Genomic DNA, 23,859 nt, shown 5'->3' with positions numbered 1-23,859 from the left:
GATATTATTTTGAAAAGATATAGAAAAACAAGGCTAAAATTTAAATTTCAGAGAAAAGTGTCCCTCAAAGAGTGTGTTTTTCAAAAAAAGCGTGTCAAAGTCTAATTTTTGATTTTATCGTTGCGTTTAGGTGAAAAATGTACTTTCGAATTATTTGGTTTTTCAGAGGAAAATTATTGTGGTTTTAACGTTAGAATTTGCCTTGATATTGTGAGTTAGTTTATGTGAAAAGCGGTCTTTTTTGTTAGAATTTTGTTTTTAACTATTATTTTAGATAGAATTTATAATTAATTTAAAATAAGATAATTGTGTTTTATTATTTAGAGTTATTTGAATTGGAAATATTGAGCAAAATTGAGTTCGAATTTTCTACGTTTGTGCTTTACTTAAATGCATGTTACGGGTTCAAATTTAGAGCAATTGGGTTCATTGTGGGATTTCTGTTTTGTGGGTAAAGCAAGAGTTAAAATGAGTGAGCTAATACTTTAAAAATTAGTAGAGTAATGGTTGGTGGTATTCGTTTTTTGTGGAGTACGCTTTAAAAACCATAAAAAGGCTTAAATTAAGAAGTGAGGGGATTATTTTTTGGGTTTTGGTTCTTCATCTTCGGGAAGAATAATTTTATTCAGTTCTGCTTCTTTTCTGGCTCTCTTTTGTACTGATTTTCCTTTTTCAATAGATAGTTTGACTGTTGGGTATAGCGATCTGTTGGATAGATTTAGACTGCTTTTTAACGATTGATTTTTTACTATTGCAGCTTTAGTAGTTTAAATATGTGTGAAAATTCTTTCTTTAAAGATTGGAAAAGAGACTGACAGTAGTAATTTATTCCTGCTTGATTATCGTATTTATTATTGTTAATGAATAAAATGACATCAAATAAATTAAGAACTAGTGTGTTTTTACGGAAATTAAGTGTTTTATATCTTTGTTTTACAGGTGGATTAGGTGTTTTTTGCTTTGAAATAGCGAACCTGAAAAAAATGTTAATTATTGTTAAGGTTAATTAAAATTTCTCATCACCGATACTGTTTTTTTAAGAAATTATGTTTTGAAGGAAAGGGGATTTTTGCTGTTTTTTCTGACCCATTTGTCTTTTTTAGAAACATCAAATTCAATTATTTAGATTTTGGAATCGAAATAAATACTATTTTTGCAATGTGAAATGGATAACAATCATATTATCGATTTATTTACTGGCACTTTCCAATATGCCCTGTGCAGATATGGAAATAAACAGTGCTGCTCACAAAACTGCTCAGTTTTCTTCTGAAGCAAATCACTCACACGATAAAGACAACGATTTGTGCTCGCCCTTTTGTGCGTGCAATTGTTGTGGTGCACAGGTTTTAAGTTATCAGACTTTCACAAGTTTTGATTTTCCTGTTACGCATTCTATTATCTCAAGTCCGTTACCCAATTATATTTCTGTTTTTGCTTCCAATTTCTACGGAAGTATCTGGCAGCCCCCTCAAATAGCATAATGATGCCCGCCCCGACAAATCGGGATTCGGGTAAGAGCGTTGCGGCTAATCCGCAGCAGTAAAATAGGCAATACTTTGCCTCATTTCTCACGTCATTATACCATAAAAATGTTAGATAAAATCATACAGTTTAGTATAAAGAACAAATTCGTTATACTACTATTTACCCTTGTATTAATAGCCTGGGGAAGCTATTCACTCAAACAATTGCCCCTCGATGCCCTGCCGGATGTGACCAATAATCAGGTGCAAATTATTACTACAGCACCTACTTTGGCAAGTCAGGAAGTCGAACAATTAATTACATATCCTTTGGAGCAGGCGGTAAAGACCGTTCCGGATATCATAGAACTTCGCAGTATTTCGCGTTTCGGATTATCGGTGGTTACCGTAGTTTTTGAGGACGATGTCGATATCTACTGGGCCAGAGAACAAATATTTCAGCGACTCAAACAAGCCGAGGAAAATATTCCTGCCTATGCAGGTTCGCCCGAGCTGGCACCTATCAGTACCGGTTTAGGAGAAATTTACCAATACGACGTATATGCCAAAAAAGGCTATGAAGATAAGTACGATGCGATAAAGCTGCGTACCATTCAGGATTGGATCATCATTCCGCAATTGCAGGGTATCAAAGGCGTAGCCGATGTAAGTACCTGGGGTGGAAAACTGAAACAATATGAAATTGCTGTAAATCCAAATACGCTAAATAGCCTTGGCGTTACGATTACAGAAATTTTTGACGCACTCGAAAAAAACAATCAAAATACAGGTGGGGCTTATATCGAAAAAGACCAGTTTGCTTACTTCATTCGTGGTGTTGGTATGGCAAAGGGAACGAAAGACTTAGGAAACGTGGTGGTTAAAAACCGAAATGGTTCGCCCGTTCTGGTTCGTGATGTGGCCGAAGTTCGTGAAGGTGTTGCCTTGCGTTACGGTGCTTCAACCAAAGACGGTAAAGGTGAAATTGTTTCCGGAATGGTTTTGATGCTAAAAGGAGAAAACTCCAGCGCAGTGGTCAACAGAATACACGAAAGAATGATTCAGATCAATAAAAGTCTACCGGAAGGTGTAGTTGCCGAAGCTTTTATCGACAGAGGAAAATTAGTTGATAACGCTATTGGAACCGTTACAAAAAACTTACTGGAAGGAGCTCTGATCGTTATTTTTGTATTGATCTTGTTTTTGGGGAATCTCCGTGCGGGCTTAATTGTAGCTTCTGTGATCCCATTGGCCATGCTTTTTGCCATTATTTTAATGAATGCCTTTGGCGTAAGCGGGAATTTAATGAGCCTTGGTGCGATTGATTTTGGAATTATCGTGGACGGAGCTGTGATTATTGTTGAAGCCACGATGCATCACCTGCAGCAACTCAAACGCAAAAAGGAACTATCGCAAAACGAAATGGATGCTGAAGTTTACAATTCGGCTTCCAAAATCAGGAACAGTGCCGCTTTTGGAGAAATTATCATCCTGATCGTATACCTGCCTATTTTGGCTTTAGTAGGAACAGAGGGTAAGATGTTTAAGCCTATGGCAATGACAGTAGGGTTTGCCGTTGCCGGAGCCTTTATCCTTTCTTTGACGTATGTGCCTATGATGAGTGCTTTATTTTTATCAAAGAGCACAGAACACAAAGAAAATTTCAGCGACAGAATGATGGCGTGGCTGGAATCGATTTACACACCGTTTTTGAAAAAAGCATTACAGTTTAAAAAGATAGTTTTAGGAGTGTCACTGGGTTTATTTGCACTAGGATTAGTCATTTTTAATTCAATGGGAGGAGAGTTTATTCCTACCATCGAAGAAGGTGATTTGGCTATAAATGCGACCATCATGACCGGAAGCTCGCTTACGCAAATGGTGGAAACAACCACTAAATATGAGCAGATCTTAAAAGCCAAGTTCCCGGAGATCAAAACCATCGTAACCAAAATTGGAAGCGGGGAAATTCCAACCGATCCGATGCCTATCGAAAGTGGTGATTTGATTATTGTTTTGAAGGATAAGAAAGAATGGAAAGGAAAGTATGATAACTGGGAAGATTTGGCAAATGCCATGAAGGCAGAGATGGAAGTTATCCCGGGAGCCAACATCGAGATCTCTCAGCCTATTCAGATGCGATTTAACGAACTAATGACAGGAAGCCGTAGTGATATCGCCATTAAAATTTTTGGAGACGATTTAGAGATCCTGGATGCTAAAGCAACAGAGTTAATCTCAAAAATTAAGAGTATTGAAGGAATTGGCGACTTAAAAGCCGATAAAGTAACGGGTTTACCGCAAATTACGGTGAAATACGACTACAATAAAATCGCTTTGTACGGATTGAATATTTCGGACATCAATCAGATTATACGTTCGTCTTTTGCCGGTGAAAGTGCCGGAAAGATCTATGATGAAAGTAAAAGGTTTGATGTAGTCGTACGAATGAACGAAGACAATCGCGCTGATATTACAGACGTGAGCAATTTGTTTATTCCGCTACCTAACGGACAGCAGGTACCGCTTTCCCAAGTTGCCACAGTGGAGTACGAACAAGGCCCGGTGCAGGTCATTCGTGAAAACGGAAAACGTAGAATTACCGTTGGATTAAACGTACGTGGCCGAGACATAAAAAGTGTGGTGGAGGAAATTCAGCAAAAACTGGATAAGGATTACAAACTTCCGGCAGGATATTATGTAACCTATGGCGGTCAGTTCGAAAATTTAATTGAAGCCACTAAACGACTTTCAGTAGCGCTTCCAATCGCATTGGGATTAATACTGGTGCTGCTTTATTTTACTTTTAAAAGTTTCAAACAGGCCGGATTGATTTTTACAGCCATTCCGTTATCGGCAATTGGAGGAGTCTTTGCACTCTGGATGCGCGGAATGCCATTTAGTATTTCGGCAGGTATTGGTTTTATTGCTTTGTTTGGAATTGCAGTTTTAAACGGAATTGTATTGATTTCGTATTTCAATCAGCTCAAAACAGAAGGAGTTCTTGATCCGCTGCAAAGAGTTTTAATTGGTACCAAAACCCGATTACGTCCGGTTTTAATGACCGCAGCTGTTGCTTCACTGGGATTTTTACCAATGGCATTGTCAACAAGCGGTGGAGCGGAGGTACAAAAGCCTTTGGCAACCGTTGTAATTGGAGGACTAGTTTCAGCAACTTTACTAACGTTAATCGTTTTACCAATTCTGTATTTGTTATTGGAGAAGAAATTTGACCGCAAAGAGCAGGAAGATTTACAGGAAGAACAATAAGAATTAAAAAAGAAAAAAATGAATACCACATATAATAGCAAAACCCCCTTTGTGCAGCTTGCGAAAGAAGCATTGTGCGCTTTGAAGGCAAACAAGCTGGTGCTTGCACTCTTGTTCGCAACCACATTCGCAACAGCGCAGGAAAAAATAAGTCTTGAGAAAGCAATCGAACTAGCAAAATCAAACAATATTGATTTAAAGATTGCCGATAAGGAAATTGAGAAGCAAACGATTTTAAAGAAGACGGCATTTCAGCCAGATCCGCTTCAGGTGCAATACCAGGGCGGACAGTTCAATAGTGCCGATTATGATCATAATGTTTCAATTCAGCAGTTTTTTCCGTTGGGAAATATCACAAAAGCCAATCGACAGCTACAGGAAGAATTGGCGAAGCTGGCAGAGAAACGAAAAGCCTTATCTTCTTATGAAGTAGAAAGGGCAGTAACGTTGGCTTATTATCAATACCTGTACGGCGTTTCGATTCAGAAATTGAATTCGGAACTGAATGAGATTTATACCAAGTTTTTGAAAAATGCAGAACTGCGTTTTAAAACCGGAGAAAGCGGAAACATTGAAGTCATTAGTGCCAAAGCCAAAGTAAAAGAGATCGAAACTCAAAAGGCACAATTAGAATATGATTTGGCGATTTACCAAAAGCAACTGCAGTTTTTTATTCAGACGGATGAGAGTATCATTCCCGACGATCAAACTACATTGCAATATGTTATGGTGAAAGAAGAAGGAAACTCGAAAGCAGAGGCATTAATGACAGACTTTTACCAGCAGCAAATTTCGGTGTACCAGAAAGAGGCCAATACGCACAAAGCGATGCGAACGCCAAAAGTAGGATTGGGGTATTTTGCACAAACCATCAATACCGAATCCTTGTTTCAGGGCTTTACGGCGGGCTTGCAAATTCCGTTGTTTGGAGGAGTAAATACAGCAAAAGCAAAAGCTTCGGCAGTCAGTATTTCCCAGTCGCAACTTGCTTTGGATAAGAACAGGCTAACGTTGAATCTGCAAAAAGCGGAGTTACAAAACAACTTTGAGAAACAGCAGAAAGCAATGGACTATTATCAGAAAGAAGGATTGCAATATGCCGATCAGATCATTAGTACAGCCCAGAAAAGTTATGCCAATGGCGATATGAGTTACTGGTCGTACATCAGTTTCTTAAATCAGGCGATTGATATTAAAAAACAATACACAGAGGCTACGCATAACTTTAATCAAAGTGCAATCGAATTGCAATTTCCAACCATCAAAAACAATTAAAATGAAACAGACATATAAGCATTTAACAGTAAAATTTGCAAAGGTTATATCGCCAAGGAAGACCGCTAGTTGGGTAGTACTTCTGGCTTCTATCGCCGTTTTTACTTCTTGTGGGCAAAAGAAAGTAGAAGAAACAAAAGAAGAAGAAAAATCGCAAACCGAAGTTGCTTTAAACGAATCTCAGTATAAAACGGTCGGAATCGAAACAGGTTTAGTAGAAGACAGAAACCTCAACAAAGTGATAAAAGCCAACGGTTATACGACAGTTCCGCCACAAAATTCAGCAGAAGTTTCGACTTTGATAGGAGGAACGGTTAAGGATATTTTTGTATTGGAAGGAACCTATGTCAACAAAGGAAAAGTACTGGCGACCATTCAAAATCTGGAAGTGATTGAGATGCAGGAAGAATACCATTCGGCTACAGCCAATATTGAATACCTGCAATTGGAATACAACCGCCAGAAAACCCTGAGCGATGAAAATGTAAATCCAAGGAAAACATTCCAGGAAGTAAAATCAAAACTGGCCGCAGAAAGAGCTCGTGCACAGGCTGCCAGAAACAAACTGGAAGCGTTGCATGTAAGCACCAAAGGAAGTACTTCATTGGTTCCGGTGGTAGCGCCCATAAACGGTTATGTAGGGAAGATAAGTATTGCAAAAGGAGCTTATGCCCAAACGGGTGTTGTTTTGTTTGAAGTGGTCGATAACAGTCAGATGCACCTGGATTTGAACGTGTATGAAAAAGACCTGGGGTCTATTTCGATTGGTCAGGTCATTGATTTTGTTTTAACCAATCAGTCGAACAAATCAATTAAAGGGAAGATTTTTGGGATCAATAAGTCTTTTTCTAACGAAAGTAAAACCGTTGCGGTACACGCTAAAATCGAATCGGCTGATGCCAAAGGACTGATTCCGGGAATGTATGTTTCGGCAAACATCAACATCACAAACACCACTGTTCCTGCATTACCAAAGGATGCTGTGGTTCGAAATGCCGATAAATACTTTGTATATGTGGAAGAAGAAGCCCACGAAGAAAAGAAAACATTAGCAGAAGGAAATCATAAAAAAGAGATTCATTTTAGAGCAGTTGAGGTTATTCCGGGTACTACAGATCTGGGCTTTACAGAAGTGAAATTTGTAGAGAAAGTGGCTCCGAATGCAAAAATTGTAACCAAAGGAGCTTTTTATTTGCTTTCGGCGATGAAAGGCGGAGGAGAGCATGATCACTAGATTTTTGTGAAGGTTTAGAGGCTCAGAGGGGCAAAGGGACAGAGGTTCAAAGGTTTTTGGAGCGACACATAACAGTGCGTTCCTGAATAGTCTTCTGGATTTTAGATTGAAGAGTAACGATTGAAGATTTCAGATATTGAAACCGTATAAAGTCGGCAGTTAGGCTTTTGGGTAACAGCAAATCAGAAATCAAAAATCGTTAATCAAAAATCTGAAATCTCTTTTCTCTGCCTTTGCGAGATTAATTTGTGGTACCTAAAAACTATTAAGACAAAATCCGTAAATTTAGAACATTATTGAAACAAAGTTTAAACTTGAAACTTTGAAACCTAAAACTTTAAATTTCTCATGGAACATCTACATAAAGAAGAAAAGATTAAAAAGAAAAAAACAAACCAACCGTCCTGCAGCTGTGCACACGACGAACCGGTTCATTCTGATGATGACGGACACGATCACGGTAATAGTGGCGACAGCAGTTTGTTTAAAATGTTTTTGCCGGCCCTTATTTCCTTTGGTTTGCTGCTGATCGGAATTGGATTTGATAACTATTTTGAACAAAACTGGTTTTCAGGTTATGTTAGAATTGCCTGGTACATTATCGCTTATTTGCCAGTTGGGTTTCCTGTTTTAAAAGAAGCCTTTGAAAGCATTAGAAAAGGGGATGTTTTTTCAGAGTTTTTCCTGATGAGTATTGCGACTCTGGGAGCATTTGCCATCGGAGAATATCCGGAAGGCGTTGCTGTGATGCTGTTTTATACCATTGGAGAGAACTTTCAGGGATTGGCAGTCAGTCGTGCCAAATCAAATATTAAGAGCCTGTTGGACCAGCGTCCGGATGAGGTGAATGTGCTGGAAAACAATATTTCTACCAAAGTCAAAGCTGCCGATGTTGCCATTGGAGCGATAGTTCAACTGAAAGCGGGAGAAAAACTGGGGCTGGATGGCGAATTGCTTTCAGATTCGGCTTCCTTTAACACCGCAGCGCTTACGGGCGAAAGCAAACCCGATACAAAAGTAAAAGGAGAAGCTGTTTTGGCCGGAATGATTAACGGAAGTACCATTGTATTGGTAAAAGTTACAGCAGCGTACAACGACAGTAAATTGTCTAAGATTTTAGAAATGGTACAAAATGCCGTTACTAAAAAAGCTCCGGCTGAGTTGTTTATTCGCAAATTTGCCAAAATTTATACGCCAATTGTAGTTTATCTGGCCATAGCCATTTGTTTGCTGCCCATGCTTTTTGTCTCCAACTATGTGTTTAGCGAGTGGTTGTACAGAGCCTTGGTTTTTCTGGTAATTTCATGTCCATGTGCCTTAGTGATTAGTATTCCGTTGGGGTATTTTGGCGGAATTGGAGCTGCGAGTAAAAACGGAATCCTGTTTAAAGGAAGTAACTTTTTAGACAGTATTTCAACCATTCAGAATGTGGTGATGGACAAAACAGGTACCATGACCGAGGGTGTCTTTAAAGTTCAGGAAGTGATCATTCAGGAAGGTTTTGATAAAGACGAAATTTTAAAACTCGTAAATGTACTGGAAAGTCAGAGTACGCATCCTGTTGCTACGGCGATCCACAATCATGTGGGGCAAATTGACGCTTCAATAGTATTGAAAAATGTGGAAGAGATTTCCGGGCACGGCTTAAAAGCAGAGATAAACGGAAAAGAACTGCACGTAGGGAATTTCAAATTGATGGATAAATTCAATATCAATTACGATGTTGACCCCAATGCGGTTGTTTACACGACTATTGCCATTGCTTACGATAAAAAGTTTGCCGGTTATTTAACGATTGCCGATGAAATCAAAGCAGATGCCCAAGAAGCTGTAACGAAGCTAAAAGAGTTAGGCGTTAAAGTAACCATGCTGAGTGGTGACAAAACCAATGTAGTGCAGTTTGTTGCGAATACCTTGGGAATTACAAATGCTTTTGGCGATTTGCTACCCGAAGATAAAGTGAATAAACTAAACGAAATTAAGGCCAAAAATGAGACTGTAGCCTTTGTGGGCGATGGTGTAAATGATGCTCCGGTAATTGCTTTAAGCACCGTCGGCATTGCGATGGGAGGTTTAGGAAGTGATGCCACGATCGAAACCGCCGATGTTGTGATTCAGGACGATAAACCGAGTAAGATTCCTATGGCGATAAACATTGGGAAACAAACCAAGAAAATTGTCTGGCAGAATATTACGCTGGCCTTTGTTGTTAAAGCTTTTGTGCTCATTTTAGGCGCTGGCGGACTGGCAACGATGTGGGAAGCCGTTTTTGCGGATGTTGGCGTAGCTTTGCTGGCCATATTGAATGCCGTGAGGATTCAGAAGATGAAATTTTAAGATAAAGAAACCGTTTCAGTACCAAGCTGAAACGGTTTTGTTTTTTTGCTTTATTCGCATCCGGAATGACCAGAGCGATATAAAGACTGTGCAATAAAGACTTATTTTTTTAAATGTGTTGGTTCCTGAATTTCTCCGTTACCAAAAGACCAGTTTTCCAGACCGTTATTTTCTACTAAAACAATAATCACATTATTAATTAGAATCTCTGTTGTTGCAGCAATTCTCGTAGCAATTTGGTGGTACAATTTTCTTTTTTGTTCTACTGTCCGACCTTGTCCTGCGGTGATCTGAACATATACAATTTCTTCAGTATGTGAAACACCGAGATAACTTTCAGGATATTTTATCTGATGCTGTTCTAATTCTTCAATTACATGAAAATAATCAGCAGTTGGAATATGAAATTCTGCGATTAAAGATTGATGAATCGCTTCTGAAATATTGTTTTTGGTTGCTAATGAAAGCTTCTTAGGCAAACTGATTCGTACAAATGGCATTTTTTAGATTTTGAGTTTTGTATAAAAATAAAAAAAATAGAGGAGGAGCCGGCAAATCTTTAGGAAAACTTCAAGTCCATCTGAGCTTCGTTATTTTCTATGCGAACTTCGGTTGAATTGCTTTCAGAAGGTGTTTGAGTAGGATACCAGTTTCGGCCCGGACGTACGATAATGAGCAGTCCTTCATCGTTTCCAACGGCAGCAAAGAGTTCGCTATTGTCATTTTTACTGAAGAGTTCCAAATCGTGTTGGATTACTAACTGGTTTGCTAAATCTAAAGGATGTTCGTTGACGATTCCAATTTCACTAATGTTTAGTATCGATTTAGGGCTAAAGGACTCCGTTTGAGCATTGTCGAGGTCATATCGGGCAATGAATTCCAGTATATTGCCATTGTTATCATAAAAATAAACAGCGTTGGCATTCCAGCTCTCAAAATTGGCGATTACATTCGCATCTTCGATAACAATTAAATCCAGTTGGTTTGTGGTCCATTCAATTGCTTCTTGTAGTTTGTTTTTGGGAATATTGAAAGCAAAATGATAGATAGAATCAAATTGCGGATTTTCGATAAACTTTAAAACCGATTCACCTGCCTGAATGCTAATCGAGTTGGAATCTTTTTTCAGGATGGGGAGATGGAGAATATTTTGGTAGAATGCTGCTGTTTGGTGAATATCGTTTGTTTGAATTTGAAGGTGTTGTAATTTCATGATGATAGTCTTTTATAAAGAGGCAGGAGCTTCTTTTCGTTTCAAACAAATTTAAAAAAGGATGACTGTATTCTCCTCGTCGCATCATTTTATGCTTCGATGAAGGAATAACAAATTATGATGAGAAGTAGTGTAGTAGTAATTTTTTTAAACACATAGAGACATAGATTGTATCACTAAAAGAGGATACAAAAGAGAAACACATTTCTTTCTCATAGTGTTCTGTGTTTTATTTGAAGTGAAACGTCTTTTTCGGCATTTTATACTATGTTTCTATGTGTTAAGATAAAGGTTCCGATGATTGGGATGCTAAAATTACTAAACACATAGAAACATAGATTGTACCACTAAAATAGAATACAAAAGAGAAACACATTTCTTCCGCATAGCAGTATGAGTTTTATTTGAAGTGAAACGTCTTTTTCAGCATTTATAACTATGTTTCTATGTGTTAAGATGAAGGTTCCAATGATTGGAAAGCTGAATTTTACCCTATAGAAACATAGATTTGTGTTTAATAATCTGTACTGATTGTTTTTGCAAACGCACTACAATACTCTTTGATCATTTGTCTCACGGTGCGAAACTCCTGCATAATTTCTTCTTCTGTTCCTGTTGCTTTGGCGGGATCCGGAAAATTGTGATGCAATTTTAATGCGTTTGAAGGAAAGAAAGGACATTGTTCCTTGGCATTATCACAAACCGTTAGTACAACATCAAAAACAATGTTTTGATACTCATCTATATGATTAGAGGTATGTTTTGCAATATCGATACCGTCTTCTTTCATAGTAGCGATGGCTCTGGGATTTACGCCGTGAGTTTCAATACCGGCGCTGTAAACATGGGCTTTGTTGCCTAGAAAATAGCGTAAATAGCCTTCAGCAATCTGACTTCGGCAGCTATTTCCTGTGCAAAGCACGAGAATATTTTTTGTCATAATTTTAAACGAGTAACCAAATGATATTGATAATGCAAAATTTAGGTTCAAAGCCATAAATCAGTTGCAGTACAATAACAGCTGTAGTGATTATAATTGGTTTTTTGTATTTAAGAAAAAAAGTACTCATAGCTTAACAGCAACCTGAATTTGGTGAGCAGGAATTTGCTTTGTCTTTGTTTAGTTCGATAAAGCCGGATGGTGATGGAATTCCGCATGCATCCTTTGCCAGACAAGCTGTGACCTTATTTTTCAATACAAAATGATTGCCATTAAACTCTAAATCGTATCGACCTATAGTTTCGTTTTGGTATTCGACTTCTACATTCAGGTCTTCGATATTAAGCTGCTCCTTTGAAAGCTTAATGATGTGTAATAATTTGCCGGGTTTCAAGCGATGTTCGAAATCATCTGCATTCCAAAGTTGGAAGTTTACACTTTTTTCCTGACGAATTACACCGCCGCAATCAATAAAATTCTTGGTAATCATTCCCACTTCAGTAACGTGAAAATGCTCCGGAACAAAAGTTCCGTTTTCTAGTTGAAATGCTACATTTTCAAGAGTAGGCAAAACGTTTTTAATGTCTGATAGTTTCATCTTTTTTGTTTTATAGTTATAATGCAATATTGCGATATAGATAGCTAAAAAAAGCCTTTAACAACATTTTTGATTTTTTGTAACCGTAATAATAGCGGAAAAATAGGTATTTAGAAGATCAAAAGTTTCTTCGTTGATACAGTAACAGATTGCATTTCCTTCAATGCTTCCCTTGATAAGTCCTGCATTTTTTAGTTCTTTCAGGTGTTGTGAAACGGTAGGCTGTGCGAGTGGCAATTCATTTACAATATCTCCGCAAATACATTCATTTACTTTAAGCAAATATTCAATAATAGCAATTCTCGCCGGGTGTCCCAATGCTTTGGCGATAGTAGCGATCTGATTTTGTTTGTCGGTAAAATGTTCCGTTTTAGAAGCTCCCATGTGATTTTAAATATAATATTGCAATATTACGATATTAATTCTAAAATCAAAGCATCTATTTTATAATTTTTAAATATCAGAAATTAAAATATTGATTCCGAAGTTGGAATGCTAAAATTATGAAACACATAGAAACATAGATTGTATCGCTAAAGAGCATACAAAAGAGAAATACATTTCTTTCGTCCCGATGCATCGGGACATTTTATTTGAAGTCAAACGCCTTGTTCTGCTTTATTGAACTATGTTTCTATGTGTTAAAATAATATTTTGAAGTTGAGACAATCCCCTTTAAAAGGTTTTTTTTCTGTTGTTTTTGAAATTCATCCAGCCCAAACCGACTAATAACAGATTGAAAAGCAATAAAGGCAAAAAAGCTCTCGTATAATGAATTGGAGAAGGGTCTGTAAAAGTTTCTACTTTAAACTTCGACCAATTTTCCTTAACCACCGGGGCATTATCAAATATTTTTGGATAAAAATACAATCTCATTTTTTCATGAAAATGGTTGGTTTCCTTCAAAAATAAAAGCTGGTTTCCTAAATCAGATTTTGCAATTTCATTCAGTTGAAGCTGTGCATGCAAAGTAGGAAGGAACTGTGCGATAAACTGACTTGCTTTGTTGCGCTGTTCTAATTTGGATTGCAGTTCCTGAGATTGCTGTACCGAATCGTCGTCACCCGCCTGTTGCATGGCGTAATACCAAAGCCAGTTAAACTCCGTATTTGGCAACGGATAACGTTTGAATTGCGGATAATGTTGGTAAAATTTATCCATTGTAATTTTCTTATCCATATCCCATTTTTCATGATAAGCATTGCGTTGTTTTACCGTTAACTCCAAAGCCTCGGGAATCGGATATTTATTCACGATATATGTATTGATTACTGCCGGCAGAACGATAATGAGGAACAGCCAGATCGTGAGTAAAATAACGGCATTGAAATTTGAATTCTTTTGAAGAGAAACAATAAAAAAGCAGGCTGCAAACCAAAACAAAAGGTATAAAACACCCAGTACGTAAAAGGTGAGGAGCGCCGCATCAAATGGAATCCCTAAGATCAAAACGGCTAAAAGAAGTAAAAGAGTCAATAATGCGATCAGACTTAAAATTCGGATGTAAAACAGCTTCAGAATGTATAAAAATGTATTTTCACTTTGTGTAGACACAATTTTCCAGGTTCCGCTTTCTTTTTCTTCTGAAACCAGATTGTAAGAGAATGCGATAATCAAAAGGGGGAAAAGGTAAATCAGCACAAAACTAAAATCGATGTTACCGGATAACAGATTGTTCGGATTATGAAGCTCTGCGTCGTATTTCTGAGCTTCCAAACCCCGAATCGTAACGCTTTGAATCGACGGATTTACATCGCGCTGACCAATCGCGAGACTGTTAACAGGCAATGTTTTATTGATCAGTGAAAATTTGATGTAATAGAGCAGCAATCCCATTTCGTCTTTGTGAAAAGCAGCATTTCGCGCAATGTGCTCTTTTTGGTACAGTGCAGCTTCGGCAATATTATTTTGCTGTTTTTGTTGGAATTGCTGTCCAATTAAAAGACTTATGAATCCGATGAGCAACAGGAAAACCAATCCAATTTTGGTACCTTTTGAGCGTATGAAATTTTTAAAAAGTAATGCTAACATATTAGAGGGCTTTAAGGTTTTTAGCTGCCATTCGCAGGAGAGCAAAAAGCAGGATAATCCAGAGAAAAATAGAGACTACAGAGAGGATTTCAGACTTTAAAATGGCCGGGACTTCTTTTGGCTCATAATGAAATTCTTCCAGATCAGCCCAGTGTTCTTTGCTGATGGATAAAGGTTTGTCGTTTGGTCCCGGCTTTTTATTACTGATGTATTTAACCTGCAAAGCATTCATTTTTTGCGCCATGGTATAGCGATAACTCTCTGCTTGTTTCTGAAAATCGACATAAGAACCATAATCGGTATTGGATAAGCCCATCGACAGGTTTCGGATCGCGATGTACGGATTCAGGAACGAAACGGTTTTAGAGAAACTATTTTGCTGATCGTAGATTTTTAAAAGGTCTTCCAGGTGTTTGTTGTAAATGCGCGAACTGATTTTCTCTCCTTCGGTCATGATAAATCCCGAATAATTAAAAGGCAGTTTTTGTACCGAATCGACTTTGTAAACGCTCAGTAAGGAATCTTTAATGGCTTTGTAATGCAAATCGTTTGGATTATGGCTATCACCTTGCTTGAGGATATCTTTCTCGATCGCACTGTTGAATTGTATTTTCGAGGGCGCTTCGTAAAGATATGCTCCAATTGCCTGAGTAGTTCGGGGTAAAATAATAGTAAGTACCAGCCAGATTCCGATTAAAGAAATCAATGCTTTCTTTGACGTTTTGCTTGAAGCAGAAATCAAAACAGCAATTACGCAAAAGAAGATCAGGTAAATAAAATGAAAGAGAATAAACAACAGCATTTTGATGGCTTCATCTGCTGAAATGGTAAAATCCTGTAACAGCAGCCATACCAATACAAGAACCAGTATGGTGGGAACAAAAAGCAACAGGATTACATTTACAATTCCTATTATCTTTCCGGTTAGGAGCTGTTTCCAGCTGATTCCCTGACTTAAAAGCAATTTTAGAGTTCCGTTTTCTCTTTCGGCTGCGACCGCATTAAATCCTAAGAAAAAAATTAGTAAAGGCAGTAAAATTTGCAAAACCATGGCAATGCTGATTTCTCCAAAACGAAGCATACTGTTGGAAAATCCTGCTTCAGAGAAATTGGCACTATTTTGTTTGTGCGCTTCCAGAAATATAGCATTCCCGAAAAAAGGCTCCATTCCAAATTCAAAAACACTCAAAGGAGTACTTTTTCGAAAGGCAAAATTTCCGTAATGCGCCATTCGGTGTGGGTTTTTGTCGGGATTGTTGAGCCAGTCTTCGCGTGATTCATGCTGGTATTTTTCACTGGTCTGATTTTGGTTGTTGTAATTTTCCCAACCCGAAAAAGCAGCATAAAGCAATAGAATACCAATAAAGAGCGTGATGATATAGACTGCTGTATTTTTAAAAACAGCATTTTTTAGATGTCTTGCAATTAAAATTTCGATGTGTAATGACATGATACCGTTTAAAATTTGTAAGTTACAGTAAGAGTAAAATTTCGCGGAGCTCCGGGAAATAGCCTTAAATAATTCTGGGCACCCAGCCAGTAGGTTTTATTGAATAAATTACCTGCATTCAGGGCAATCTGCATATTGCTTTTGTTGGGTTTGTAGTACAAAGCCGCATCAAAAACGGTAAAATCAGGCAGTGTAAAAGCTCTTGTAAACCAAGGTACTTTGCTGCTTTGATATTGCATTCCGAAACCAACACCCAGATCTTTTAGGGCCGAATCTGAATTGAAATTGTAGCGTGTCCACAAATTGGCGCTGTTTTTTGGTGTATTTTGTTTTCGGGCCCCAATTAATAAAGGGTCACGATCATTGGTAATTTCAGCATCGATATAACTGTAAGAGGCATTTATTTGCCAGTCTTCCGTAATAAAACCTGCTACATCACATTCAAAACCGCGACTTCTTTCAGCACCTCTGGTCACTAGTAAATCGGGATTTACAGGATCATTGGCATTCATTAGAATATTGCGCTGGTTGATTTCGTAAAGAGCAGCGTTGAAACTCACTGAATTGTTAAAGAAAGTAGCTTTTAGTCCAACTTCTTTCAGGTTGCTTTTCAGCGGATCAAACAAACTTCCCGCCGGCAGACTTCCTGTTTGAGGCATCAAAGACACCGTATTCGACTGTGGCTGGTAACCTTCAAGATAAGTCGTATAAACATTAATCTGATTGTTTACAGCATAAGTCACTCCAATACGAGGAAGCAAAGCCGATTTCTTTACAGTTAGTTCGTTGTTGGATTTGTAATTGGTAATGTCTTTAAACCATTCTTGTCGCAAACCCAGTAAAACGGTAAATCTTTCCCATTGCAGCTGATCCTGAATGTAAATCGCGTTAGTAGTAGTTAATGCTGGTGGTAATGCCGTACGGACATTGAGTGTATAATCGTCAGGACTTGTTAGGGTATAAGAAGGGTTGTTCAGATTAAAATAATTTACATTTGGTTTGGGTACAACTATCCCGTCGACTGTCATGGTTTGGTAATTGGCGGCATTGGCAGCCACAAATGAAGGGGCTACTGTTCCGTCTTTCAATACATAACCTCTGGCAGCATTTTGTCCGCCACCTTTAGTTTTGTTCCAACTGTTTAAATCGTAACCCGCTAACAATTTATGTTTGACTTTTCCGGTATTTACATCAAAGTTCAAATAAGCACTCAGATTATCAACGTCCCAATATTGCTGACGCTGTACAAACTGCATCATGGCCAGACTGCTGACAGGTTTATTGTTCATGTCGACCGCAAAAGCATTTGTACTTCTGTGTTCCTGAAGATCTTCTGTCCAGGTTTGTTTCATATAAGAAGCATTAAAACCTATTTTAGAGTTGAATTTATGAGCAAAATTCGTCATCAAAATCATTTCTTTTGATTTGTAGTAATCACTTGGAGCGCCTAAATTTAAGCTAATCGGAGTTTTGTTCAGACTGGTAACTCCCGCAACGGCCCCAAAAATGGGCTGTCCGCGATCCAGAACTCCGGTCATGTTGCTCAGAATCAATTCGGTATTAATGGCTGTTTTTTCATTCGGAATGTAGCTGAAGGAAGGCGAAATCAAAAAGGATTTGTTACGAACCAGATCCCGAAACGATTTGGCTTCCTGATACGTACCGTTTACGCGGTACAAAAGGGTTTTTGATTCGTTCAACGGACCGGTAAAATCTAAAGTTCCGCGCAATGTGCTAAAACTTCCTGCACTCAGGCTTATCTCTTTTCGGTCGACAGCCAGCGGTTTTTTAGTAACCAGATTGATGCTTCCGCCCGGATCGACAGAAGAGAATGTAGCACTCGAAGGCCCTTTAATCACTTCTACCCGTTCAATATTGGTCGTTAAAGGCTGTAAAAAGTAATGTTGATGCGTTCGCATACCGTTGATAATTTGACCTTCTTCATTTTGACTGATTCCACGAATGGTATATTGGTTGTAATAACTTGCCGGAATAACGCCACTGGCCATCTTGACAGCATCAGCCAAGTAAATGGCGCCTTTATCTGCAATGAGTTCTTTGGTGATCGTTGCTATAGATTGTGGAATATCTTTGTTGAGGGCAGCCGTTTTTGTTGCTGCAAAAGAATAATCACTATTGTATTTTTTGGTCGAACGGCCTATGATTTCAACCGTTTGCAATTCGGTGTGCCCGGCTTTGATTCGTAAAGAATCTTTAGGGATAGTATCGGATATTTTTTTATTAACAGTTTGCGATTGTGCCAACTGAGTAAGGATTACTAAAAACAGTGAGAGAATAAAATGTTTCATTTTTTGGATTGGATTGGATTGGAAAAATGTAATTTCCTTTTATACAGTTTGTAAATACAAATCTTCCAGTTCATTTGCCGAGATTTTATCGGCTTCGATAACTGTAACGAGATTTCCCTGTCTCATAATGCCAATATGAGAGGCAACTTCTCTTGCTCTGAAAATATCATGTGTTGCCATCAGTATGGCCGTTCCATCGGCAGAAAGCTCTTTTAATATTTGAGAAAACTCATTAGAAGCTTTAGGGTCTAAACCACTAGTAGGCTCGTCCAGTAAAAGAACCTTGGCTTTTTTGGCGATGGCAATGGCAATTCCCACTTTTTGACGCATTCCTTTCGAGTAACCGCCCAGGTGCTGATGGTGTGCCTTAAGCTGCAGCCCTGCTTTTGAAAGAAAATAGGTGAGTTCACCCGCTGAATATTTGAATCCTGCCAGAGAGGAGAAGAACTTTAAGTTCTCTAAACCGGTAAGATTTGGATACAACATCACTGTTTCCGGGATGTAAGCGACATACTTTTTGGTTTCCTGCGCATTCGTAATGACCGAGATGTCGTTGATTTTGAGTTCTCCGTCTGTTGGAGCAATAAAACCTAAAAACAAATTGATGGTGGTTGTTTTTCCGGCACCGTTTTGTCCGAGTAAAGCAAAGATTTCACCTTCTTTAATGGTTAAATTCAGTTTGTTTAAAGCAATATGATCGCCATATTTCTTTGTCAGATTTTCAGCTATAAGCATAGTTTTTATGTATTTGGATGATTTTTATTAGGAATCCTTACTGTCAATCATAGCCAAAGTCCAGCCTGCTGGTTTACAGCTGAGGCATCTTTAACGATGAAGAAAGTAAGGGGAGTGGTGTTTACGAGGATTGAAACCGAAAAAATAGTTGTATTGGATAAGCGGGAATAGGCTTACGAGTTTTATCGGACGCCATTCTATTGCAAATGGCCACAGATAAAACTACAAATGCGTTTTGCCTGACTTTAAAAAAGACAAGCAAGTGGTATTGTTATTTTTTCGGGTAAAAACGCAGTAAACTAACGAATTACTGGTGGAGCTCTGAGCGCAAAAAGACTGCCTCTGAAAAATACAGCAGTAGTTTTTACGTAAAAGAATGCGCAGAACGTTTCAATACTTGCTTTAAATAGGGAGTAAGATTGAAAGCTATCCGGAATAAAGGTGCTAAACGCAAAGTGGCAAATTTGGCAATTGGTATCAGCAGTATGGCTGTGCGTAATTTGCTTTTGCCCGTCAACATAAGTATGGTCGCAATGTTTGCTCGTAAGCTGTTTGTAAACGTGCTCGTAAGAATGCAGCGTCTGTAACAGCATTGCAAACAATACTGTTACAGACATAAAGAAATTAATTAATACAATTTTCTTTTTCATTCTTGATGGATAAAGTCCTGTTTTTAGCGGACTTTATAGCTTTTAAACTAACGCAACGTTGTTGCAAATATAGATATCTTATTTAAAAATGCATTAAAATTGTCGGTTATTTTATTGAAGAACAAATTCTGCCGTCTGATTATGTTTAAAAACACGGCTAAAGTAATCTTCTTCAAATAATTGTTCAAAAAACGCATTTGCATCTTCAAAAATACAAATTTACATAGTATTATTCCTGTTAATATGTTTATTTATTGTTACTTATGTCCGTTATGGCTAGTGATCTTGTTATATAATCTCTATTTTTACTAGAAGAGGATAATTATCAACTTAGATAATAATTGAATTTTTGATTTGACACGAACTTCAAAAAAGTGTCAATTTTATAAACGGGCGTTCTGCTCACTAAAAAAGTAAATTATGAAAATAGGGTTAATAGGATTCGGAAAAACAGGAAAATCAGTAGCCTCTGTGCTACTGGAAAACAATCAATTTTGCCTGGAATGGGTTTTAAGACAAAGTACCGTTTTAGAACACAGATCAGTTTCGGAATTTTTTGGTATTCCTTCAAAAGAACCGGGGTTAATTTACTCACGTTCTAAAACGACAATGGAAGAATTACTGGACAAACATCCGGTCGATGTAATTATTGATTTTTCTTCCAGTGAAGGTATTTATACGTATGGCGAAATTGCCGCAAAGAGGAAGGTCAAGATTATCTCGGCAATTTCTCATTACAAAGAGAAGGAGTTGCAGTTACTAAAGAAACTGGCTCATAAAACAACGGTATTTTGGTCGCCAAATATTACGCTTGGTGTGAATTACCTGCTTTTTGCGGCTAGATTTTTAAAGAAAATTGCTCCCTGGGTGGATATCGAGGTAAACGAAGAACATTTTAAGAAGAAAGAAGGCACTTCGGGAACCGCGGTAAAAATTGCAGAAGCCTTGGATGTAGATAAAGGCAATATCAATTCGGTCAGGGCAGGAGGAATAGTCGGTAAACACGAGGTCATATTTGGATTCCCTTATCAGACGGTTCGTTTAATTCATGAATCAATTTCGAGGGAGGCATTTGGAAACGGAGTTGTCTTTGTTGCCGAAAATTTAGAAGGTAAACCCAAAGGACTGTATAATTTTGAAGACATTTTAACGCCTTATTTTGCAGTTTGATACTTTATATAACAAACCCGACAGGTTTTTGAAACCTGTCGGGTTTAAATTTATAGGTCGGGTTTGTTTTTTAATAACACATAGAAACACAGACATTGTAGGGGCAAAAAGGCTTCGAAAAAGAAATACATTTCCTTAGCATAGTTTGTAAACCTGTGAAATGGTATTTCCGAGTTTGAAATTCCATGTTTCTATGTGTTTAATCCATTTGTTGTTCTATTTTTTAAAAATTAAAGCTTTGGTATATTCGGCATTCATTTTTGCGATGGAGAGAATCGAAATACCTTGCGGACATTCGATTTCACAGGCTCTGGTATCTGAGCAGTTTCCAAAACCTTCAGCATCCATTTGGTTGACCATGGTCAGTACCCTTTTTGAAGCCTCGACTTGTCCTTGTGGTAATAAAGCCAGGTGTGTGATTTTGGCTCCTGTAAACAAGGCTGCGCTGGCATTTTTGCAAGTGGCTACGCAGGCACCACAACCAATACAGGCTGCGGCATCAAAAGAGGCTTCGGCAGTTTCGTAGGGTATCGGAATGGTATTAGCTTCAGGCGCCTGACCGGTCGAGACTCCAATAAAACCACCCGATTCAATAATGGCATCAAAAGCAGAGCGGTCGATTTTTAAATCTCTCAGTACCGGAAAAGCTTTTGCCCGAAACGGTTCGATATAAATGGTATCTCCATCTTTAAAACTTCTCATATGAAGCTGGCAGGTGGTGGTATTTTTTAAGGGGCCGTGCGCTCTTCCGTCAATCATAACACCACATTGTCCGCAAATTCCTTCCCGGCAATCGTGATCAAATTCGATCACACGTTCTTTTTTCTGAATTAAAGATTCATTTAAAAGATCAAGCATTTCCAGAAATGACATATGTTCTGAAACTTCATCGATTTCATAATCTACCATTTTTCCTTTAGCAGAAGTATCAGACTGTCGCCATATTTTAAGATATAGTTTCATATTGCTTTAACTTTTGATTATTTATAACTTCTTACAGCAAGTTCAACCGATTCAAATACAAGAGGTTCTTTGTGCAATTCGGGCGGTTTTGCTGCTCCTTTCCATTCCCAGGCCGAAACATAACAGAAATCAGTATCATTTCGAACCGCTTCACCGTCGGCAGTTTGAAATTCTTCCCGAAAGTGGGCGCCGCAGGATTCTTCTCTTTGTAAAGCATCGTAACACATTAGTTCGGCCAACTCGATGTAATCGGCAATTCGGCCGGCTTTTTCGAGTTCACTGTTTAAAGTATCGTCTCCTGTAATCAATAAGTCCTTTTCAAACGAAACTTTTAAGGCTTTGATATCCTCAAGGGCTTCTTCGAGTTTTTCTTTGCTTCTGGAAAGACCACATTTTTCATAGAGCAATCGTCCAATTTTTTTATGAAAGTGATCGGCAGATAGTGTGCCTTTGCTGTTTAAAAAACGATCCAACTGTGCCCTTACGGCTTTTTCGGCTTCGTCAAATGCCGGATGGCTGATTGTTGCTTTTGGCGCGTTTAATTCTCCTGCCAAATAATTAGGAATGGTGTAAGGAGCAATAAAGTAGCCGTCTACACAAGCCTGAAGCAAGGAATTAGCTCCCAGTCTGTTGGCACCGTGATCGGCAAAATTGGCTTCTCCCAAAGCAAATAATCCGGGAATACTGGTCATTAATTCATAATCTACCCAAAGTCCGCCCATCGTAAAGTGAGCAGCGGGGGAGATTAGCATGGGTTCTTTGTAGGCGTTGATTCCGGTAATTTTTTCATACATGGCAAAAAGATTACTGTATTTGGCTTCAATTTTATCTTTTCCCTGTGCTTTTATAGCATCGGAGAAGTCCAGATAGATGGCATTTTTCATTGGCCCAACACCATGTCCGGCATCAATTCGCTCTTTTGCAGCCCGGGAGGAAATATCACGGGGTGCGAGATTTCCAAAAGAAGGATAACGACGTTCCAGATAATAATCGCGTTCTTCTTCGGGAATTGTATTGGGATTTCGCTCGTCTTCTGCTTTTTTAGGCACCCAGATTCGGCCGTCGTTTCGCAAAGACTCAGACATTAAGGTGAGTTTAGACTGATTGGCACCGTGTTGTGGAAGCGAGGTAGGATGAAACTGAATCCAGCTTACTCCCGCCATATAAGCGCCTTTTTTATGGGCTCTCCAAATGGCAGAACTATTACAGCCCATCGCCAGTGTAGAAAGATAATATACTTTTCCGTAGCCTCCGGAAGCCAGCACAACAGCATCGGCAACATGACGCTCTAAAGCTCCTGTTTCGAGATTTCGGGCAATAATACCTTTGGCTTTTCCGTCAATAACAACTAATTCCAACATCTCATGACGGGTGTGTGTTGTTACTTTTCCTAAGGAAACCTGACGTAATAATCCCTGATAAGCCCCTAGTAAAAGCTGCTGTCCGGTTTGTCCGCGTGCATAAAAAGTTCTTGAAACCTGAACACCGCCAAAAGAGCGGTTGTTTAGGTAACCAGCATATTCTCTGGCAAAAGGAACGCCTTGTGCTACAGCATGATCGATTAAATGTGCTGAGCATTCGGCCAAACGGTAGACATTGGCTTCGCGGGATCTGAAATCACCGCCTTTGATGGTATCATAAAACATTCTGAAGGTACTGTCGCCATCATTTTTATAGTTTTTGGCAGCATTAACACCTCCTTGTGCCGCAACAGAATGGGCGCGCCGGGCAGAATCCTGAAAGCAAAACGACTGTATGTTGTAACCTTGTTCGGCCAACGAAGCTGCACAGGAAGCACCTGCAAGACCGGTTCCTACCACAATAACGTTTAATTTTTTTCTGTTGGCAGGGTTTACAAGTTTTGCTTTTGCTTTGTAGTTATTCCATTTATCGGCTAGTGGTCCTTCGGGTATTTTTGAGTCAATCATTTCTATTTTAGTTTAAAATGAATTTATACACCAAGTCTATAAAGTGACTTAAATTTTAAGAAGGCCTAATTTACTATAAAAAAATGGTTTTTTGTAAAGAAAACGCTATTATTTGAGCTGTTTAGTGTAATTCAAAATAAGAATTAATAGATAAATTGCAGCTATTAGATTGATCCATTAGCTGCAATTATTTTTTAACACATAGAAACATAGCTCAAAATGCTTGTAAAGGGTATTTCACTCAAAATAAACCGCATAACGATGTATTTTGAACACAGCGTATAATCTCT

Annotated in this window: 18 protein-coding genes; 6 read left to right on the top strand and 12 right to left on the bottom strand. The window is 38.4% G+C overall.

The features are described from left to right. The first annotated feature begins 1,160 nt into the window (after positions 1-1,160). The 5 genes from ACN1CN_RS02170 (at position 1,161) to ACN1CN_RS02150 (ending at position 9,582) form a co-directional block, all read left to right on the top strand. Positions 1,161-1,484 (top strand): DUF6660 family protein, encoded by a 324-nt coding sequence (locus ACN1CN_RS02170; RefSeq protein WP_419134500.1) that lies wholly within the window; start codon positions 1,161-1,163, stop codon positions 1,482-1,484. 108 nt (positions 1,485-1,592) lie between these two features. Next, positions 1,593-4,736: an efflux RND transporter permease subunit gene (locus ACN1CN_RS02165; RefSeq protein WP_419134499.1), complete on the top strand. Its 3,144-nt coding sequence runs from the start codon at positions 1,593-1,595 to the stop codon at positions 4,734-4,736. Positions 4,737-4,754: 18 nt separating this feature from the next. Continuing rightward, positions 4,755-6,011 carry a TolC family protein gene (locus ACN1CN_RS02160; RefSeq protein ID WP_419134498.1) on the top strand — a complete coding sequence of 419 codons (1,257 nt, stop codon included), beginning with the start codon at positions 4,755-4,757 and terminating at the stop codon, positions 6,009-6,011. A gap of 1 nt (position 6,012) precedes the next feature. Then, complete coding sequence (locus ACN1CN_RS02155) at positions 6,013-7,245, top strand: efflux RND transporter periplasmic adaptor subunit (protein WP_419134497.1); 1,233 nt, start codon at positions 6,013-6,015, stop codon at positions 7,243-7,245. Positions 7,246-7,593: 348 nt separating this feature from the next. Next, on the top strand, positions 7,594-9,582 hold the full coding sequence (locus tag ACN1CN_RS02150) for a heavy metal translocating P-type ATPase (RefSeq protein WP_419134496.1): 1,989 nt from the start codon (positions 7,594-7,596) through the stop codon (positions 9,580-9,582). Between the two features lie 101 nt (positions 9,583-9,683). Here ACN1CN_RS02150 and ACN1CN_RS02145 read toward each other — a convergent pair whose 3' ends face one another. From ACN1CN_RS02145 to ACN1CN_RS02100, 10 genes are all read right to left on the bottom strand, one after another. Beyond that, the gene (locus tag ACN1CN_RS02145) at positions 9,684-10,082 is read right to left on the bottom strand and encodes a tautomerase family protein (RefSeq protein ID WP_419134495.1); all 399 of its coding nucleotides are present in this window, start codon (positions 10,080-10,082) and stop codon (positions 9,684-9,686) included. 59 nt (positions 10,083-10,141) lie between these two features. Further along, complete coding sequence (locus ACN1CN_RS02140; protein ID WP_419134494.1) at positions 10,142-10,795, bottom strand: VOC family protein; 654 nt, start codon at positions 10,793-10,795, stop codon at positions 10,142-10,144. Positions 10,796-11,309: 514 nt separating this feature from the next. Next, entirely contained in the window at positions 11,310-11,735 is a 426-nt protein-coding gene (locus tag ACN1CN_RS02135; protein ID WP_419134493.1) for an arsenate reductase ArsC, read from the bottom strand. Positions 11,736-11,868: 133 nt separating this feature from the next. Then, positions 11,869-12,333, bottom strand: a complete 465-nt coding sequence (locus tag ACN1CN_RS02130; protein ID WP_419134492.1) for a DUF6428 family protein — start codon at positions 12,331-12,333, stop codon at positions 11,869-11,871. A 57-nt stretch (positions 12,334-12,390) separates the two neighbouring features. Beyond that, complete coding sequence (locus ACN1CN_RS02125; protein WP_419134491.1) at positions 12,391-12,717, bottom strand: ArsR/SmtB family transcription factor; 327 nt, start codon at positions 12,715-12,717, stop codon at positions 12,391-12,393. 291 nt (positions 12,718-13,008) lie between these two features. Then, complete coding sequence (locus tag ACN1CN_RS02120; RefSeq protein ID WP_419134490.1) at positions 13,009-14,364, bottom strand: DUF3526 domain-containing protein; 1,356 nt, start codon at positions 14,362-14,364, stop codon at positions 13,009-13,011. 1 nt (position 14,365) lies between these two features. Continuing rightward, a complete protein-coding gene (locus ACN1CN_RS02115) occupies positions 14,366-15,814 on the bottom strand; it encodes an ABC transporter permease (protein WP_419134489.1) in 1,449 nt (482 codons plus the stop codon). Between the two features lie 8 nt (positions 15,815-15,822). Beyond that, on the bottom strand, positions 15,823-18,123 hold the full coding sequence (locus ACN1CN_RS02110) for a TonB-dependent siderophore receptor (RefSeq protein WP_419134488.1): 2,301 nt from the start codon (positions 18,121-18,123) through the stop codon (positions 15,823-15,825). Between the two features lie 39 nt (positions 18,124-18,162). After that, positions 18,163-18,858 carry an ABC transporter ATP-binding protein gene (locus tag ACN1CN_RS02105; RefSeq protein WP_291285474.1) on the bottom strand — a complete coding sequence of 232 codons (696 nt, stop codon included), beginning with the start codon at positions 18,856-18,858 and terminating at the stop codon, positions 18,163-18,165. Positions 18,859-19,157: 299 nt separating this feature from the next. Further along, the gene (locus ACN1CN_RS02100) at positions 19,158-19,508 is read right to left on the bottom strand and encodes a hypothetical protein (RefSeq protein WP_419134487.1); all 351 of its coding nucleotides are present in this window, start codon (positions 19,506-19,508) and stop codon (positions 19,158-19,160) included. A 420-nt stretch (positions 19,509-19,928) separates the two neighbouring features. Between ACN1CN_RS02100 and ACN1CN_RS02095 the strand changes: the two genes are divergently transcribed. Beyond that, positions 19,929-20,678, top strand: a complete 750-nt coding sequence (locus tag ACN1CN_RS02095) for a 4-hydroxy-tetrahydrodipicolinate reductase (RefSeq protein WP_419134486.1) — start codon at positions 19,929-19,931, stop codon at positions 20,676-20,678. A gap of 216 nt (positions 20,679-20,894) precedes the next feature. Here ACN1CN_RS02095 and ACN1CN_RS02090 read toward each other — a convergent pair whose 3' ends face one another. Together ACN1CN_RS02090 and ACN1CN_RS02085 are read right to left on the bottom strand one after the other, a co-directional pair. Further along, complete coding sequence (locus ACN1CN_RS02090) at positions 20,895-21,641, bottom strand: succinate dehydrogenase/fumarate reductase iron-sulfur subunit (protein WP_419134485.1); 747 nt, start codon at positions 21,639-21,641, stop codon at positions 20,895-20,897. Between the two features lie 17 nt (positions 21,642-21,658). Further along, entirely contained in the window at positions 21,659-23,569 is a 1,911-nt protein-coding gene (locus ACN1CN_RS02085) for a fumarate reductase/succinate dehydrogenase flavoprotein subunit (RefSeq protein ID WP_419134484.1), read from the bottom strand. Positions 23,570-23,859: the final 290 nt, after the last annotated feature.

The organism is Flavobacterium sp. T12S277 (assembly GCF_048514875.1).
Classification (GTDB): Bacteria; Bacteroidota; Bacteroidia; order Flavobacteriales; family Flavobacteriaceae; genus Flavobacterium.
Note: the sequence above shows the minus strand (reverse complement) of the source record. Positions and strands in the feature narration are given on the sequence as shown.